Source organism: Alteromonas australica (assembly GCF_000730385.1).
Taxonomy (GTDB): domain Bacteria; phylum Pseudomonadota; class Gammaproteobacteria; order Enterobacterales; family Alteromonadaceae; genus Alteromonas; species Alteromonas australica.
On the sequence record NZ_CP008849.1, the window covers coordinates 2851286 to 2866141 of the forward strand.

Below are 14856 nucleotides of genomic sequence, written 5' to 3' on the forward strand. Positions count from 1 at the left end.
GGCTTACTTTTTATTATGGTACGACATGAGGCGCTTGCGCTTTCTTTGCTGCGCTAACGTAAGTTGGTTTTTCTTGCCCTCAAAGGGGTTGTGTCCTTCCCTAAACTCAATCTTAATTGGCGTGCCCATAATTTCTAATGACTTACGGAAATAGTTCATTAAAAAACGTTTGTACGAACTCGGTAGGTCATCCACTTGGTTTCCGTGAATAACAATAACAGGTGGGTTGTAGCCCCCCGCGTGAGCATACTTCATCTTCACCCTACGCCCTCGCACCAGCGGCGGCTGATGATCGTCCTGCGCCATCTCCATAATTTGCGTAAGGATAGAAGTATTAATGCGTTTGGTGGCACTTGCGTAGGCTTCTTGTACAGATTCAAACAAATTACCCACGCCGGAGCCATGAAGCGCTGAAATAAAATGTAGGCGAGCGAAGTCGATAAATCCTAAACGGCGATCGAGTTCACGTTTAATGTCGTCTTTAACATCGGTACTCAAGCCGTCCCATTTATTCACCGCCACCACTAAAGAGCGACCAGAATTAAGGACAAATCCAAGCAAGCTAAGATCTTGATCCGTAATACCTTCACGGGCGTCTATGACTAACAACACCACATTTGACTCTTCAATGGCTTGCAAGGTCTTTACGATAGAGAACTTTTCTACTGCCTCATTAATTTTCTTACGCTTTCGCACCCCCGCCGTATCAATAAGGATATATTCACGTTCATCCCTTTCCATAGGAATATAAACACTATCACGGGTGGTACCAGGTAAGTCATAAACCACCACTCGCTCTTCACCCAAAATACGGTTTGTGAGGGTAGATTTACCTACATTTGGCTTGCCGACTATGGCTAATTTGATGGGCAATGATTGAAGTTTTTCGCGCTGTGCTTCTGCGCCTAAGTCTTCCTCTTTAGGTGCTTCTACCACTTGCATATCAGGAAAGCTAGCGTCTAAAGGGGATAACGCCTCTTGTAGCAATTGACTAACACCACGGCCGTGGGCCGCAGCGATTTGCTTCACGTTACCTAAACCTAAGGCGTAAAATTCTGCACTTTCACTGTCGCCGTCAATACCGTCAACTTTGTTGGCAACCACAAATACTTGTTTGTTAATGCGTCTTAGGTGATCGGCAATGCCTTTATCGGCTGGTAGCAAGCCTGCTCTGGCGTCAACCAAGAACATAACAACATCGGCCTCTTCAATGGCTAACAAAGACTGTTGCGCCATTTCTGCGTCAATACCTTCCTCGTCACCTGTGATACCGCCGGTATCAACAACAATAAATTGCCGCTGTTCATATTTAGCTTGGCCGTATTTTCTATCGCGAGTTAAGCCAGGGTAATCAGCAACCAGGGCGTCGCGAGTATTGGTCAATCGGTTAAACAGGGTAGACTTGCCCACATTAGGGCGGCCCACCAAAGCAACTACGGGTAACATGTATCAGATCCTACAGGTCGTGAAAGCACAAACCGCAAGTAAGCTAAGCCTACTTGCGGTCACTCTATGAGAAATATTATACCTGTTTAGCGTCGATGCGTCAGCATCAATCAGGCATGGTAGATTTTAAGGCGTGGTAACGGCTGCCACTTCTCCATTACGGGTAACAGTAATGACGACATCGTCTACAACAATAGGCGCTGCGTAAATAGCATCGCCTTCGTCATCACCACCCACATCTAAGCGAGCAACAAGGTTGCCAGTCTCTTTATCTAACCAGTGCAAAAAGCCCCAGTTATCACCCACAACAACGAAGTCTTTAACGGCAGATGCGGCAGTTACAGAGCGTTTCTTTAAGCCGCTTTGTGACCATAATTCTACGCCATTTCGTCTATCTAACGCGTAAATATTTGAATTATTGTCAACAACGAATAAATTATTTCCATCAAGGGTAATGTTTCGGTAAGACGCATATTCACGCTTCCAAATGACACGCCCTGAGCGCAGTTCCACCGCCGCTAAGGTGCCGTTGTAAGAGATAGTATAGATAGTGCCACCGAATAATACCGGCGTCGTATCTATATCAACAATACGCTCTAGTTCCGTCGCGCCCGATGGCGTGGCGATCACGGTTTCCCAAGCCAATACACCTGTTTCTAACAGGTTAACCTGAATTTTACCCGTCGCTGTACCTACAATAGCCCCGCCATTTGCCGCTACCGGCCCAGAGATACCACGCAATGTCAGCGGCGGAGTATCGCCTTCATGACGCCACTTCTGCTCGCCAGTTCGCGTATCTAAGCCAAACATCACGCCTGCGCCAGTGTTGACAACCAAAATACCTTCGTCAGCTGAAGGTGCAGCAAGCACTTCTCCTGGAATAGTGGTTTCCCAGCGGGTTTCACCGGTTTCGGCATCTAGGGCGATAACATCCCCATTTTCTGTCCCCAGAAAAACCATTCTATCTGCAACAGAAATACCGCCAATACGTGCACTTTGGCCGCTTCGCCATAGTCTGGAAATAGAATCCCAGATGCCTTCACCATTGAATATAGCGAAGTCTCGTGCCCAAAGTTGGTCGCCCGTCTCGGGATTCAACGCCACAACACTGCCGTGACGATCTGCGACATACAAACTTTCATAGGCATAAACGGGGCGAAGACGAGAGAAGTAGTGATCGACTCCATCACCAATATCTTTGTCCCATTTAACTTGCGGTGTAAATTGAGATTGAATAGGTTTAAGACGACGAATCTCTAGCTCTTCTTCATCCGCAAACCAATCAGACACTGTAGAACAGCCAGAAAGCATAACAGATGCGGCAAGTGCCATCCCCATTACACGAACAAGACGACCCTTACGGCCACAGGTGTTGTGAAACAAATTGCGTACCTCTTTATTTTTATTTACCAGCTTACTGGCCCGCTGCAACCGCTAGGTTATCTAGCTTCATCTGCAATAGCGGATTATTGGCATTTTTCTCAAGTGCACTTGAATATGCTAAGCGTGCATCATCGAATTTACTTTGCTGTTGATATACATCACCTTTAAGTTCAGAAACTTCAGCAGAAAATGCCTCATTAGTAACATTGCCTAGCGTAGACAACGCCGCGTCCAGCTGGTTCATTTCAATTTGAACCCGTGTTAAACGTAACCCGGCTAATGCTTTAATTTCATCATTTTCTGCAAAAGTGACAACCCGATTCAAATGAGAAGCAGCGGCATCTAAATCACCTGCATCAACGGCTTGTTTGGCGGCGAGTAAGCTTGCGATACTGGCATAACCTGAGTCTTCATTTTCTTTAATAAAGGTCTCTATCTTAGCGTCGCTACCTTCTGTGCCAAAAGTTTCTACGGCTGCTTGATACGCCACAGAGGCTGATTCACGAGATTCGATTTGCGCGTCAGTAAACGCACGCCATCCCCACAAACCACCCAGACCTAAACCGGCGCCAACTAAAATAGCAATGCCGTGGTCTTTCCAAAATCGTTTAATGGCTTCTACTTGTTGTTCTTCAGTTGCAAATTGTTCCATTTTATCCTCTTATTATTTTGCTAGAAGGTCAGCAAGGGTGGCCGATAAATCATCAAAGGCAACCGTTTGTTGTTCTTGACCATCGCGTAAAGGTTTTACGCCTACTTGCCGCGCTTGCATTTCTTGCGACCCCAGCAATAGGGCTATTTGTGCGCCGGTTTTATCGGCACGCTTTAATTGTTTTTTGAAGTTGCCGCCGCCACAATGCATCATGACGCGCACGTGAGGTAAGGTGTCTCGTAAATGCTCGGCAACCTGCACGGCATAACCCTGAGCTTCGTCGCCCATAGCGGTTACATAAACATCAGCAGCACTGGTTTCCTGTGCATCTTCGTTTAGCGTAGTGAGCAATAAAACTAAGCGCTCAATACCCATGGCAAAACCTACCGCCGGCGTAGCTTTACCGCCTAACTGTTCAACCAAGCCGTCGTATCGGCCTCCCGCACACACCGTACCTTGAGCACCCAAACTTTCCGTTACCCATTCAAACACAGTACGATTGTAATAGTCGAGACCACGAACAAGCCGAGGGTTAACTTCAAAGTGGATACCCGCTTGTGTCAAGCGTTCACATAGCACGTCAAAATGCGCTTTTGACGCTTCATCAAGGTGATCGAGTAGCGAGGGAGCATCGGCAATAGCAGCTTGTACATCAGGATTTTTGCTATCAAGAACCCGTAAAGGATTCGTTTCTAAGCGTCGAAGAGACTCTTCATCAAGCTTATCAGCGCGGGCTTTTAAGTATTCAATCAAAGTATCACGGTACGCTTGTCGTGCTTCGTTTGAGCCAAGTGAATTCACTTGCAGTGTCACGTGCTTCTCAATACCGAACGCTTTCCAAAGTCGAGCGCTTAAGAGGATAACCTCTAAGTCAATATCAGGGCCATCGATGCCGTAGGTTTCTACGCCAAACTGATGAAACTGACGATAACGCCCTTTCTGTGGACGTTCGTGGCGAAACATGGGCCCCATATACCACAAGCGTTGTTGCTGATTGTACAGCAAGCCATGCTCATTACCGGCTCTAACGCAGCTGGCGGTACCTTCTGGACGCAGCGTTAAGCTATCACCGTTTCTGTCCTCAAAGGTATACATTTCCTTTTCGACAATATCGGTCACCTCGCCAATAGAGCGCTTAAATAAATCCGTGCTCTCTACTATGGGAGTACGAATTTCTTGATAGCCATAGTTGGCTACCACCTGACGGAGTACAGATTCTAATTTCTGCCATGTACCGGACACTTCCGGCAGGCAATCATTCATTCCGCGAATTGCCTGAATAGTCTTAGCCACGTGAATTTCTCATACTGCAAAATGGTGAAAAGCCCCGCATTATAGGGGCTTTGGTAGTAAACAACAATGCTACGAGCTTAGTCTTTTACTGATACCTGAATTTTATGCTCATCGCTAAGGCGTAAGGCTTTAGCCCGTATTTTCGCTTCAAGCTTATCAACCAGATCATCGTTAGGTAAACGTTCTTTCACCCGTTTACCGTCTTCATACAAGCCGCTCATGTTGCGAGCGCCGGTTAAACCCAAATCAGACACTTCCGCTTCCCCTGGCCCATTTACCACGCAACCGATGATTGAGACGTCCATAGGCGTAAGAATGTCTTCTAAACGTTGCTCAAGCGCATTAACGGTACCAATTACATCAAACTCTTGGCGAGAACAGCTGGGGCACGCGATAAAATTAATGCCTCGGGAACGGATACGCAGTGACTTTAAAATATCGAAGCCGACTTTAATTTCTTCTACAGGGTCTGCTGCCAGTGAAATTCGTATGGTATCGCCAATACCTTCAGCGAGTAACATGCCTAGACCCACCGAACTTTTCACTGCCCCAGCACGCTGGCCGCCTGCTTCGGTAATGCCTAAATGTAAAGGTTGGTCGATTTTCTGAGCTAACAAGCGATAGGCGCCCACGGCCAAAAAGACATCCGAGGCCTTAACACTTACTTTAAACTGGTCGAAATTGAGCTTATCAAGAATGTCTACGTGTCGCATAGCTGACTCGACAAGTGCTTCGGGTGTAGGCTCGCCGTATTTTTCTTGCAAGTCTTTTTCCAGTGAGCCGCCATTTACACCAATACGAATGGGGATATTTTTGTCTTTTGCGCAATCGACAACCGATTTCACCCGTTCCATGTTGCCAATATTGCCTGGGTTAATACGTAAACAATCTACGCCATACTCTGCCACTTTTAACGCAATTCGATAATCAAAATGAATATCGGCGACCAGCGGAACACTCACTTGTTGTTTAATGTGTTTGAATGCTTCGGCGGCTTCCATAGTAGGCACGGATACGCGAACAATCTCGCCCCCTACCGCAACAATGCGATTAATTTGTTCAACGGTAGCGGCCACGTCTGTAGTACGAGTATTCGTCATTGACTGGACGGCAATGGGCGCTCCATCACCAATAGGAACATTACCTACGTTAATACGCGTCGATTTTCTGCGTTTAATAGGGCTTTCTGCAAACATCTAAATACCTATAAAGGAAGCGTAAAACGAGCGGTTGTACCATTTTGATATGATGAAATATCTACCGGCTCGTTGTTAATTGATATACGTACATTATCCGGTGCACCAAGCGTAACTTCAACAGGAGGTACGCCTTGAATTTCCATAACTCGCCCTTTTTGCTTTACCCCGTAGGCGATGGCTTCACCTGTTGCATCTTTTATGTTTACCCAGCAATCATCCTCAAAGGTAAACGCCATTTGTATGGGGGCCGACGTTGGCACTGGCGACGTGTTCTGCTGTAAGGCAACAGTGCCATCTGCTCGGTTTGATACTAATGCCGTCAGATTATTCGACTCATCGATATTTGCACCGCTCACGCCACCGTTGTCTGGACTTACATTAGCAGGGGTGGCTTGCTCGATAAGTTGTGAATGACTATCGTTAATTGCACCTTGTGAAGAGGCTTCTGGATTGATTGAATTATCGACACTATCCACGGCTTGCCGAGCATTATCTTGCCGAGCATTCCCAGTACCCGCTTCGTCTGAGCTAGGCTCGCCGAGACGACCATTTGAACTTGAAACTGGTGTATTGCCAGCGTCCTCTTTAATACGCTCAACAACCGTGCGTTCTGCGGTACTATCTACCGTGTTCTCCACCGTATTTCCCGCCGTACCTTCATCGCTTGGTTGCTGATACCACCAAGCCACTACTCCACCAATAATAAGCAGCAGAATAAAGTAGGTCACCATCATCCAACGGTCATCGTGTGTCTGTTTTGCGACACGTTTGGAGAAGCTCTGCAATTTAGCCGGAGGCTCGGCTGTGACATGACGTTGTTCAAATGCGTTGATCACCGCCGCAGAATCTAAACCTAATTGCTTTGCATAATTCCGCACATAGCCTTTGGTAAACGTGATAGACGCATTGTCATCAAGACGATCTTCTTCTAAATCATTAATTTGATGGGCTTTTAAAAATAGTTTATCAGCCACTTGTTGTTGTGAAAGTCCTAACGCTTCACGACGTTCCCTTAACATTTGTCCAGGGCTTGGCGTAGTATTATTCTCTGGTTGCGAACTATTTTCTTCTGTCGCTTTTTCTTCTGACACCATTCGACTTCCTATTTTTCCTGCAATTGAGTGGGGACTAACCAAAGTTTCATACCGGCAAAAATTGCGCCAGGATCTTCAAGGTTGTTCCAGGTTTGCAGCGTAGCCACTTTAATATTGTGCATGAGCGAAATACGATATAGGTTTTCGCCCTGTTTTACTATATGGAATTGAGGTGTTTCTTTAGATACTTCACTGTTTTTACTTGTGCTTTTCTCATTGGCACTACTTTCTTCCGCCGGGGGTGATCCTTCCGAAGGATTCGCTTTTAGGCTTCGCATAATTTGAGGCTTTGAAGTGTTTATCTGCTGTTGAACACGTTCAGCTAACGCACTTTGCGGAAACTGCTCAAGCAGACGATTCCCATAGGCTAATGCCTTGCTTTCGTCACCTTGGGCTTTGGCCACTTCGTAAGACATCCAGAGTACATTAGGGGTTGTACCTGCAACTCTCTGGTAGGTAGATAAGGTACGCTTGGCGTTATCCCATTGTCTGTCTGCCACATAGAGTTCAGACAACAGTAAAAGGCTCTTTGGTCGCCCCGGTTGATGCTTTACCGCATCTTCCAAGTAAGCAATCGCATCATCAAGATTACCTTGACTTTGTGCGCACAGCGCAAGATTCTCGTAAGTTTCGGCTGCATTAGCGTAGTGTTTGCTATCAATGGCCTTTAGGAAATAACGTTTAGCTTCTGCATAACGACCATTTTGGCATTGAAATGCACCGTAGCTATTCATGATATCGCCGCTATTTGGCGACAATGAAATTGCCGTTTTATAGGCGGTTTCTGCTCGCTCATTATCGCCCACCAACTGATAGTAGTAGGCTAAAGCGTAGTGAACATCACCAGAATGGGGATCAAATTCCAGCGCTTTATCTAGGTTCTTTTTGGCTTGGGTGTAATTGTTATTTTTTAAATAGGTAAGACCAAGGGACATTCGCGTTTTCGCGGCTTCTTCACGATTGAAGTCGTCACCAACTCTATTTGCATCTGTACTACTGACACACCCGCACAACAACACAATGCTAAGTGATATAACGACTAGCCAACCTTTGCCCATAGTCTTACCCTAATATCTTAATGATTATTGGGCCATTTTTACCGAAATTGCTTCGCCCTTCATCTGTTTTTTCAACATTCTTTTCGTTCTATCAACAACATCACCCACTAATTGACCGCACGCAGCATCAATATCATCCCCACGCGTTTTACGCACTACAGTGGTAAGCCCATAATCCATAAGCACTTTTGAGAATCTATCAATACGTGAATTACTCGAACACGTATACGGCGACCCTGGATATGGGTTAAACGGAATAAGATTGATTTTACACGGCGTATCTTTCAGCACTTGCGCCAATTGGTGAGCTTGATCGGTACTGTCGTTGATATGAGAAAGCATAACATACTCTACCGTCACCTTGCCTTGGTTCGCTCTAGATTTGGCTAAATAGCGGCGAACACCTGCCAAGAATGTTTCAATGTTGTACTTCTTGTTGATAGGGACAATTTCGTTACGCAATTCATCATTGGGTGCGTGCAGTGAAATAGCAAGCGCGACGTCAATTTGATCGCCTAGCATATCCAAAGCTGGCACCACACCAGAGGTACTTAACGTTACCCGGCGTTTAGACAAGCCAAACCCAAAGTCGTCTAGCATAATGTCCATAGCAGGCACGACATTTTTAAGGTTAAGTAACGGCTCCCCCATGCCCATCATGACCACGTTGGTGATGGGACGTTTACTGGTATCTTTTGATAACCCTAAGAACGTGGCCACCCGCCATACTTGACCAATAATTTCGCTGACGCTGAGATTTCGGTTAAAACCCTGCTGCGCCGTAGAGCAGAAAGTACACTCTAACGCACAACCAACCTGTGACGATACACACAAGGTGGCGCGATCGGTTTCGGGGATCCAAACCGATTCCACTTCCTGTCCACCTTCTAGCGTAAGAGCGAACTTAATAGTGCCATCGCTCGCTTCCTGAAAGTAGGCTATTTCGGGCGCCTTAATTTCGCAATGTTCAATAAGCATGGCGCGAAGGTTTTTATTGAGGTTACTCATTTCCTCGAAATCGCTGATACCCTGCTGGTAAATCCATTTCATTACCTGATCGGCACGAAACGGTTTCTCGCCCATTTCCTTAAAGAAATTGCGCAAGCCTTCGCGATTTAGATTTAATAAGTTCGTTTTTGCCATGAATAAGATGACCCTTTTACCTTCGAGGGAAGCCCCTCTCACTGCTGAAATTGGAGTTAAAACGAGCGTCTTGCCTAGGCGTTAGACACTGTTTAAAAATTGCGCGAATTTTAACACATCTGATTAGTCAGAAAAAGTCGATTTAGCGCAGACTGGTGTTAAGTTTGGCAATGCGAGCACTGCAACACAGCATGAAACATACTAAGACGCTAAAAACAAAAAACGAGGCGCTAAGGCCTCGTTTTTTCTACCTGCGTATTCTTAGCGAGTACGTGGGCAGATTTCTTCTTCAGAGAAGAAGTAAGCAATTTCGCGTGCTGCTGACTCAGGTGCGTCAGAACCGTGAACTGCGTTTTCGTCGATTGACGCAGCGTAGTCTGAACGAAGTGTACCTGCAGCGGCATCAGCTGGGTTAGTTGCGCCCATGATTTCGCGGTTAGCTAGAACAGCGTTTTCGCCTTCTAGTACTTGAACCATAACTGGACCAGACGTCATGAAGTCAACAAGTGCGCCGAAGAAAGGACGCTCTTTGTGTTCTGCATAGAAGCCTTCTGCTTGCTCTTTGCTCATGTGGATCATCTTAGATGCCACGATGCGAAGACCTGCAGATTCGAAACGGTTGTAAATTGCACCGATTACGTTTTTAGCTACCGCATCAGGCTTGATAATCGAAAAAGTACGCTCAAGAGCCATGTTCTCTCTCCAAACAAATAGTGTATGTATCTTTAAATTTTGGCCGCGAATTATAGGCAATTAATTACGGCTTTACTAGAGCCTTTGTAAAAAGAGCTATAATCCTTTGAATTGTGGTGTAAAACTGCCATGAAAGCATAGCGCGAAGGGCATGACAATTTGATGACAGTCCTAGGTTTGTCGGCTCCTACGTTAAATTGACTAGCCGCTTAGCCAACCCAATGAGCAGACAGATTAGGCGTTTGCTTTTGCCAGTTGCTGTATTTTACCCACAATAGCGCGCAAGCCATTCCCCCGCGTTGGGGTAATATGACGCTCCAGATCTAACGCTTCAAAATACCCATCGATATCAAACGCGAGTATATCTGCTGGGGTTTTATCGTTGTAGGCCGCGAGCACGAGTGCTAATAAACCTTGAACGATAACCGCGTCGCTATCTACGTCGAAGGTAATTTTGTTACCGTCATAGGACTCAATTAGCCACACGCTGCTTTGACAACCTTTCACTAGGCGCTCGGGGCTTTTCGCGTCTTCGGGTAAACCTGGAATAGATTTGCCTAAGTCAATGATGTACTGATATCGCTGTTCCCAATCGTCGAAGAACGCTAAATCATCAATAATCTCTTCACTACTTGGTAATTGCATTTCTATTTCCGCTTTTTAAATCTGTAATAAGGTTAAACGACAAGGCGATAAACGATGGCTAGTGTGATTAGAAGAAAAGCCCAGCTTCAAGCTGCGCTTCTTCACTCATCATATCTCGTGACCATGCAGGGTCGAACACTAGCTCAACATTGACGTTTTTCACATGAGGCACCATGGCAACACGATACTCCACGTCACCGACCAGAACCGGCCCCATGCCACAACCCGGCGCGGTAAGCGTCATATCAATATTGACGTCACCGGATGCTTGATCAATATCGACTTTGTAGATAAGCCCCAATGAAACCAGGTTAATTGGAATCTCGGGGTCAAAAATGGTCTCTAAGGCATCCCACACTTGCTGTTCGCTAATGTTACCATCTTCTGGCGCATCAAAGGTTAACGTCATCGCTTTGCGACCGATAGCGCCAGCGTCAGTACCGTCAATGCGGTACATATTGCCGCGCCAGGTTACCGTGTAGTTACCACCGAGCTCTTGGGTGATATTCACAAACTCGCCTTCAGGGATAACAGTTGGGTTACCCGCTGGCACCAAACGCGCTTTACAATCGCGCTCGGTGGTCACCATTTTTTGTTTCATAAACGACTTAGTACTCTTTAATTCTACAACTGAAGTGCTTTTGCGTGGCAATTAACCTACGTTAAAACTCTCGCCACACCCACATTCATCAACAACATTAGGGTTGTTGTACTTGATAATGCCGTTTACGCCTTCCATAACATAGTCAATTTCTGTGTTACGCAATAAATCGGTTGCATCTGCGGCAACCGCGACATTAACAAGGGGAGAAATTTCAATAATTTCATCATCTGCTTGGGCGCTGTCAGCGAAATCAAGCACGTAAGCATAGCCCGTACAGCCGCTTACTTTTGTTGATAAACGAATTAACTGACCAGGCTTGTCTTTAAGCTTACTTTCGAAATGCTTAACGGCACTGTCAGTTAGCGTAATGAGTTTTGTACTAGGTACAAACGTTTCAACACTCATAATGCCTCCTTAGGCCAACATCATTTTTGCTTTTTTAAGCGCAGCAAATAAGCTGTCTACTTCTTCAAGCGTATTGTAAATTGAAAACGACGCACGAGCGGTACCCGGTATGCCGAATCGCTTCATCAGTGGTTGCGCACAGTTATCACCTGTGCGAATAGCCACGCCTTGTCTATCTAAAATAAAGCCCACATCGGCTGGATGCGCACCTTCAAGCAAAAAGCTTAACACCCCAACCTTGTTTGGTGCTGTACCAATAATACGCATCCCTTCAAAGGCTTCAGCCTGCTCAGTGGCATAGGCCAGCAGCTTTTGCTCATGTTCGTGTAATGCGTTTACATCAAGGGCGCAAAACCAGTCAACTGCCGCCCCCATTCCGATAGCGCCGGCGATATTTGGGGTACCGGCTTCCAAGCGGTTAGGTAAAGGGCCCCACGTGGCTTCGTGATAGGTGACATCCTTGATCATCTCGCCACCAACCTGCCATACCGGCCAGGTTTCTAGGACCTCTTTTTTACCCCACAAGCAGCCAATGCCTGTTGGGCCGAAAAGCTTATGCCCTGAAAATGAGTAAAAGTCGCAGCCGATGTCTTGTACGTCTACGCCGCCATGGGCTATACCCTGCGCGCCATCTACCAAAACCCAGGCCCCAACTGCTTTGGCTTTTTGCGTTAGCAGTTTAATTGGGTTTACCGTTCCCAAGGCGTTTGACACGTGCGGGAAGGCGACCATTTTGGTGTTGCTTGAAAGCAGTCTGTCAAAGGCTTCTACGTCAAGCTCGCCAGTATCGAAAATAGGTACAATGTTGAGCGTAGCGCCAGCACGACGACAGGCCTGTTGCCACGTAACCAAGTTTGCATGGTGCTCAAGCTCGGTGACCATCACTTCATCACCTTCACCGAGAAGCTGAGCTAGACCATTGGCTACGATGTTAATGGCCTCAGTGGTGCCCGACGTCCAAATAACTTCTTCGCGGGCGTTGGCATTAATGAAACTCGCGACGCTGCTACGTGCATTTTCATATCGACGGGTGGCTTCATCAGACAAGTGATGAGCACCGCGATGCACGTTCGCGTTCGTGCCCGTATAAAAGTCTACCAACGCGTCTATCACCGCTTGCGGTTTTTGCGTGGTCGCTGCGTTATCTAGGTAGACTAGCGGTTTGCCGTCTACCGTCTTTGATAAAATAGGAAACTGGGCACGAAGTGCTGCAACGTCTAGGCTCATTTCACCTCCATTTGGGCGAAGCGTTCACTTAACAGTGGCGCAAGCCATTCACGGATTGCCCCATTTGGTACATCGTTTATCAGCTCTTGAATGAAGCCGAAGTTAAGCATAACAAGAGCTTTACTACGCGGAATGCCACGAGTCAGCATGTAGTACAAGGCTTCTTCTTCAATTTCAGCTACGGTTGCACCATGGGCACACTTTACGTCATCTGCGTAAATTTCAAGCTCAGGCTTGGTATTAATTACGCCGCGGCGTGACAATAACAAGTTGCGGTTGTTCAGTTCAGCCAGCGTTTTCTGTGCGTCGCGGTGAATATGAATACGACCGTTAAACACAGCGCGCGCTTTATCACCCACAATACCGCGCGCATTTTCCTCGGTAGTACCGTTAGGCATAGCGTGCTCAATGGTAGAGTGCAGGTCGAACAACTCGCCTTCTGCCAACAAATAAACGGCATTCATTTTCGCGTCAGCAAATTCGCCCGCATGGTGAATGTCTACGTCTAAGCGCGACAGTTCGCTACCATAACCCACCATGGTGCTATTGAGCGTGGTGCGGTTATGTAGCTTGAAGTGGCTACCGCCTAGTTGCTTTGCTTTGCCAGTAAACATAGCGAAACGATAGTGCTCTAGATGAGCATCATCCGCCAAATCGTATTCAGCAAACGCCGTGGTTAAGCTTTCAGTATCACCAAAGCCTTGCTCGATAACAGTGGCGCTTGCGCCTTCTGCTACTTTTACTACCACGCGCGTGTGGGCATCTACATTTTGCGACGCCATGTTCACAATGCGCACTGGTGTGTCGATTTTCACGCCTGCTTCAACATTGATAAAAATACCATGTTGGCATAGCGCATCGTTCACCAAACCAAACATATGACGGCTAGGCTTAACTTTGCCATACACGCTGCTAATCGCTTGTTGCGTAGCAGCATCATCACTGTTTAGTGACGTAATACTCATGCCAGCTGGCACATCAAGGGTATTAACCTGTGTAACCAGCACGCCATCGACAAAAATAAGATCGATAGCATTTAAATTATCAATAGCCGGTACTGGCAAATTGTCAGCTTGAACGGCTTGCTTTGCTTCACGCTTTTCAATTGGCGTAAGCGGCGTAAAGCGCCAGCTTTCGTTTCTGCGCGCTGGCCAGCCGTCGGCTTTTAGTTGTGCTAAGGCCTGTTGACGCACGGGCGATAGATAATCGTCGCGCTGTGCTGTATCAATGACCTGTTCTAGCCATTGACTCATGCCTCGGCCTCCTCATACGCCTTACCTAGGAAAGCGTAACCACTCTTTTCAACTTCTAGTGCCAGTGAGGCATCACCACTTTTCACAATTTTACCGTCGGCAAGAATGTGTACAAAGTCAGGCTTGATGTAGTCGAGAAGACGCTGGTAGTGGGTAACAACAATGAAGCTACGCTCACCGTCGCGCTGGCTGTTTACGCCATCGGCAACCACTTGTAGTGCATCAACGTCAAGGCCTGAGTCTGATTCGTCCAGAATACAAAGCTTTGGCTCAAGCAAAATCATTTGCATGATTTCGTTACGCTTTTTCTCACCGCCGGAAAAACCTTCGTTAACGCCACGCTTTAAGAAATCCAGTGGAAGTTGAACTTGCTTACACGCGTCTTTCGCTTTTTTAAGGAACTCAGCTGCCGTCAGTGGCGCTTCGCCGCGTTCTTCACGCATGGCATTAACCGACTCTTTCATAAATTCCATGTTGCTTACGCCAGGAATTTCAACTGGGTACTGAAACGCTAAAAACAGGCCTTCTCGAGCGCGCTCTTCAACGTCAAGCTCAAGTAAGTCTTTACCGTTAAGCCTGGCTTCACCTTCACTCACTTCGTAGCCATCACGGCCAGATAGTACGTAACCTAGTGTACTTTTACCGGCACCGTTGGGGCCCATGATCGCGTGTACTTCACCAGGTTTAACTTCAAGGTTAAGACCTTTAATGATGTTTTTCTCTTCCACGCTGGCATGTAAATTCTTGATACTAAGCATTGA

General features: G+C 46.7%; 15 protein-coding genes. All 15 read right to left on the reverse strand.

Features of this window, described 5'->3' with window-relative positions:
- Nucleotides 1–3: 3 nt before the first annotated feature.
- The 15 genes from der to sufC all read right to left on the reverse strand — a co-directional run bounded on the left by der (nt 4) and on the right by sufC (nt 14853).
- Nucleotides 4–1446: a ribosome biogenesis GTPase Der gene (gene der / locus EP13_RS12635; protein WP_044057602.1), complete on the reverse strand. Its 1443-nt coding sequence runs from the start codon at nt 1444–1446 to the stop codon at nt 4–6.
- 126 nt (nt 1447–1572) lie between these two features.
- Entirely contained in the window at nt 1573–2829 is a 1257-nt protein-coding gene (gene bamB / locus EP13_RS12640) for an outer membrane protein assembly factor BamB (protein ID WP_081869500.1), read from the reverse strand.
- 31 nt (nt 2830–2860) lie between these two features.
- On the reverse strand, nt 2861–3481 hold the full coding sequence (locus EP13_RS12645) for a YfgM family protein (protein ID WP_044057604.1): 621 nt from the start codon (nt 3479–3481) through the stop codon (nt 2861–2863).
- A 12-nt stretch (nt 3482–3493) separates the two neighbouring features.
- Entirely contained in the window at nt 3494–4774 is a 1281-nt protein-coding gene (hisS, locus tag EP13_RS12650; RefSeq protein ID WP_081869501.1) for a histidine--tRNA ligase, read from the reverse strand.
- Nucleotides 4775–4851: 77 nt separating this feature from the next.
- On the reverse strand, nt 4852–5970 hold the full coding sequence (ispG, locus tag EP13_RS12655) for a flavodoxin-dependent (E)-4-hydroxy-3-methylbut-2-enyl-diphosphate synthase (protein WP_044057606.1): 1119 nt from the start codon (nt 5968–5970) through the stop codon (nt 4852–4854).
- A gap of 8 nt (nt 5971–5978) precedes the next feature.
- Nucleotides 5979–7067, reverse strand: coding sequence for a RodZ domain-containing protein (locus EP13_RS12660; protein WP_044057607.1), 1089 nt, complete (start codon nt 7065–7067; stop codon nt 5979–5981).
- Between the two features lie 8 nt (nt 7068–7075).
- Entirely contained in the window at nt 7076–8125 is a 1050-nt protein-coding gene (pilW, locus tag EP13_RS12665) for a type IV pilus biogenesis/stability protein PilW (protein WP_044057608.1), read from the reverse strand.
- A 24-nt stretch (nt 8126–8149) separates the two neighbouring features.
- Entirely contained in the window at nt 8150–9268 is a 1119-nt protein-coding gene (locus tag EP13_RS12670; RefSeq protein WP_044057609.1) for a bifunctional tRNA (adenosine(37)-C2)-methyltransferase TrmG/ribosomal RNA large subunit methyltransferase RlmN, read from the reverse strand.
- Nucleotides 9269–9529: 261 nt separating this feature from the next.
- On the reverse strand, nt 9530–9961 hold the full coding sequence (gene ndk, locus EP13_RS12675) for a nucleoside-diphosphate kinase (protein WP_012519000.1): 432 nt from the start codon (nt 9959–9961) through the stop codon (nt 9530–9532).
- 234 nt (nt 9962–10195) lie between these two features.
- Nucleotides 10196–10606: a SufE family protein gene (locus EP13_RS12680; RefSeq protein WP_044057610.1), complete on the reverse strand. Its 411-nt coding sequence runs from the start codon at nt 10604–10606 to the stop codon at nt 10196–10198.
- Nucleotides 10607–10673: 67 nt separating this feature from the next.
- Nucleotides 10674–11207: a putative Fe-S cluster assembly protein SufT gene (sufT, locus tag EP13_RS12685; RefSeq protein ID WP_044057611.1), complete on the reverse strand. Its 534-nt coding sequence runs from the start codon at nt 11205–11207 to the stop codon at nt 10674–10676.
- A 51-nt stretch (nt 11208–11258) separates the two neighbouring features.
- Nucleotides 11259–11615, reverse strand: a complete 357-nt coding sequence (locus EP13_RS12690) for a HesB/IscA family protein (protein ID WP_012519003.1) — start codon at nt 11613–11615, stop codon at nt 11259–11261.
- 9 nt (nt 11616–11624) lie between these two features.
- Complete coding sequence (locus tag EP13_RS12695; protein ID WP_044057612.1) at nt 11625–12842, reverse strand: aminotransferase class V-fold PLP-dependent enzyme; 1218 nt, start codon at nt 12840–12842, stop codon at nt 11625–11627.
- Nucleotides 12839–14095, reverse strand: a complete 1257-nt coding sequence (sufD, locus tag EP13_RS12700) for a Fe-S cluster assembly protein SufD (RefSeq protein ID WP_024016622.1) — start codon at nt 14093–14095, stop codon at nt 12839–12841. Before sufD ends, EP13_RS12695 begins: the two co-directional genes overlap by 4 nt.
- On the reverse strand, nt 14092–14853 hold the full coding sequence (sufC, locus tag EP13_RS12705; protein ID WP_044057613.1) for a Fe-S cluster assembly ATPase SufC: 762 nt from the start codon (nt 14851–14853) through the stop codon (nt 14092–14094). The genes sufD and sufC overlap by 4 nt, the downstream gene beginning before the upstream one ends.
- Between the last annotated feature and the right edge of the window lie 3 nt (nt 14854–14856).

Bases quoted from the DNA above. Each gene is read 5' to 3' on its own strand.
- der (WP_044057602.1), bottom strand. From the start codon at position 1,446: ATGTTACCCGTAGTTGCTTTGGTGGGCCGCCCTAATGTGGGCAAGTCT.
- EP13_RS12645 (WP_044057604.1), bottom strand. From the start codon at position 3,481: ATGGAACAATTTGCAACTGAAGAACAACAAGTAGAAGCCATTAAACGA.
- ispG (WP_044057606.1), bottom strand. From the start codon at position 5,970: ATGTTTGCAGAAAGCCCTATTAAACGCAGAAAATCGACGCGTATTAAC.
- EP13_RS12660 (WP_044057607.1), bottom strand. From the start codon at position 7,067: ATGGTGTCAGAAGAAAAAGCGACAGAAGAAAATAGTTCGCAACCAGAG.
- pilW (WP_044057608.1), bottom strand. From the start codon at position 8,125: ATGGGCAAAGGTTGGCTAGTCGTTATATCACTTAGCATTGTGTTGTTG.
- EP13_RS12670 (WP_044057609.1), bottom strand. From the start codon at position 9,268: ATGGCAAAAACGAACTTATTAAATCTAAATCGCGAAGGCTTGCGCAAT.
- ndk (WP_012519000.1), bottom strand. From the start codon at position 9,961: ATGGCTCTTGAGCGTACTTTTTCGATTATCAAGCCTGATGCGGTAGCT.
- EP13_RS12680 (WP_044057610.1), bottom strand. From the start codon at position 10,606: ATGCAATTACCAAGTAGTGAAGAGATTATTGATGATTTAGCGTTCTTC.
- sufT (WP_044057611.1), bottom strand. From the start codon at position 11,207: ATGAAACAAAAAATGGTGACCACCGAGCGCGATTGTAAAGCGCGTTTG.
- EP13_RS12690 (WP_012519003.1), bottom strand. From the start codon at position 11,615: ATGAGTGTTGAAACGTTTGTACCTAGTACAAAACTCATTACGCTAACT.
- EP13_RS12695 (WP_044057612.1), bottom strand. From the start codon at position 12,842: ATGAGCCTAGACGTTGCAGCACTTCGTGCCCAGTTTCCTATTTTATCA.
- sufD (WP_024016622.1), bottom strand. From the start codon at position 14,095: ATGAGTCAATGGCTAGAACAGGTCATTGATACAGCACAGCGCGACGAT.
- sufC (WP_044057613.1), bottom strand. From the start codon at position 14,853: ATGCTTAGTATCAAGAATTTACATGCCAGCGTGGAAGAGAAAAACATC.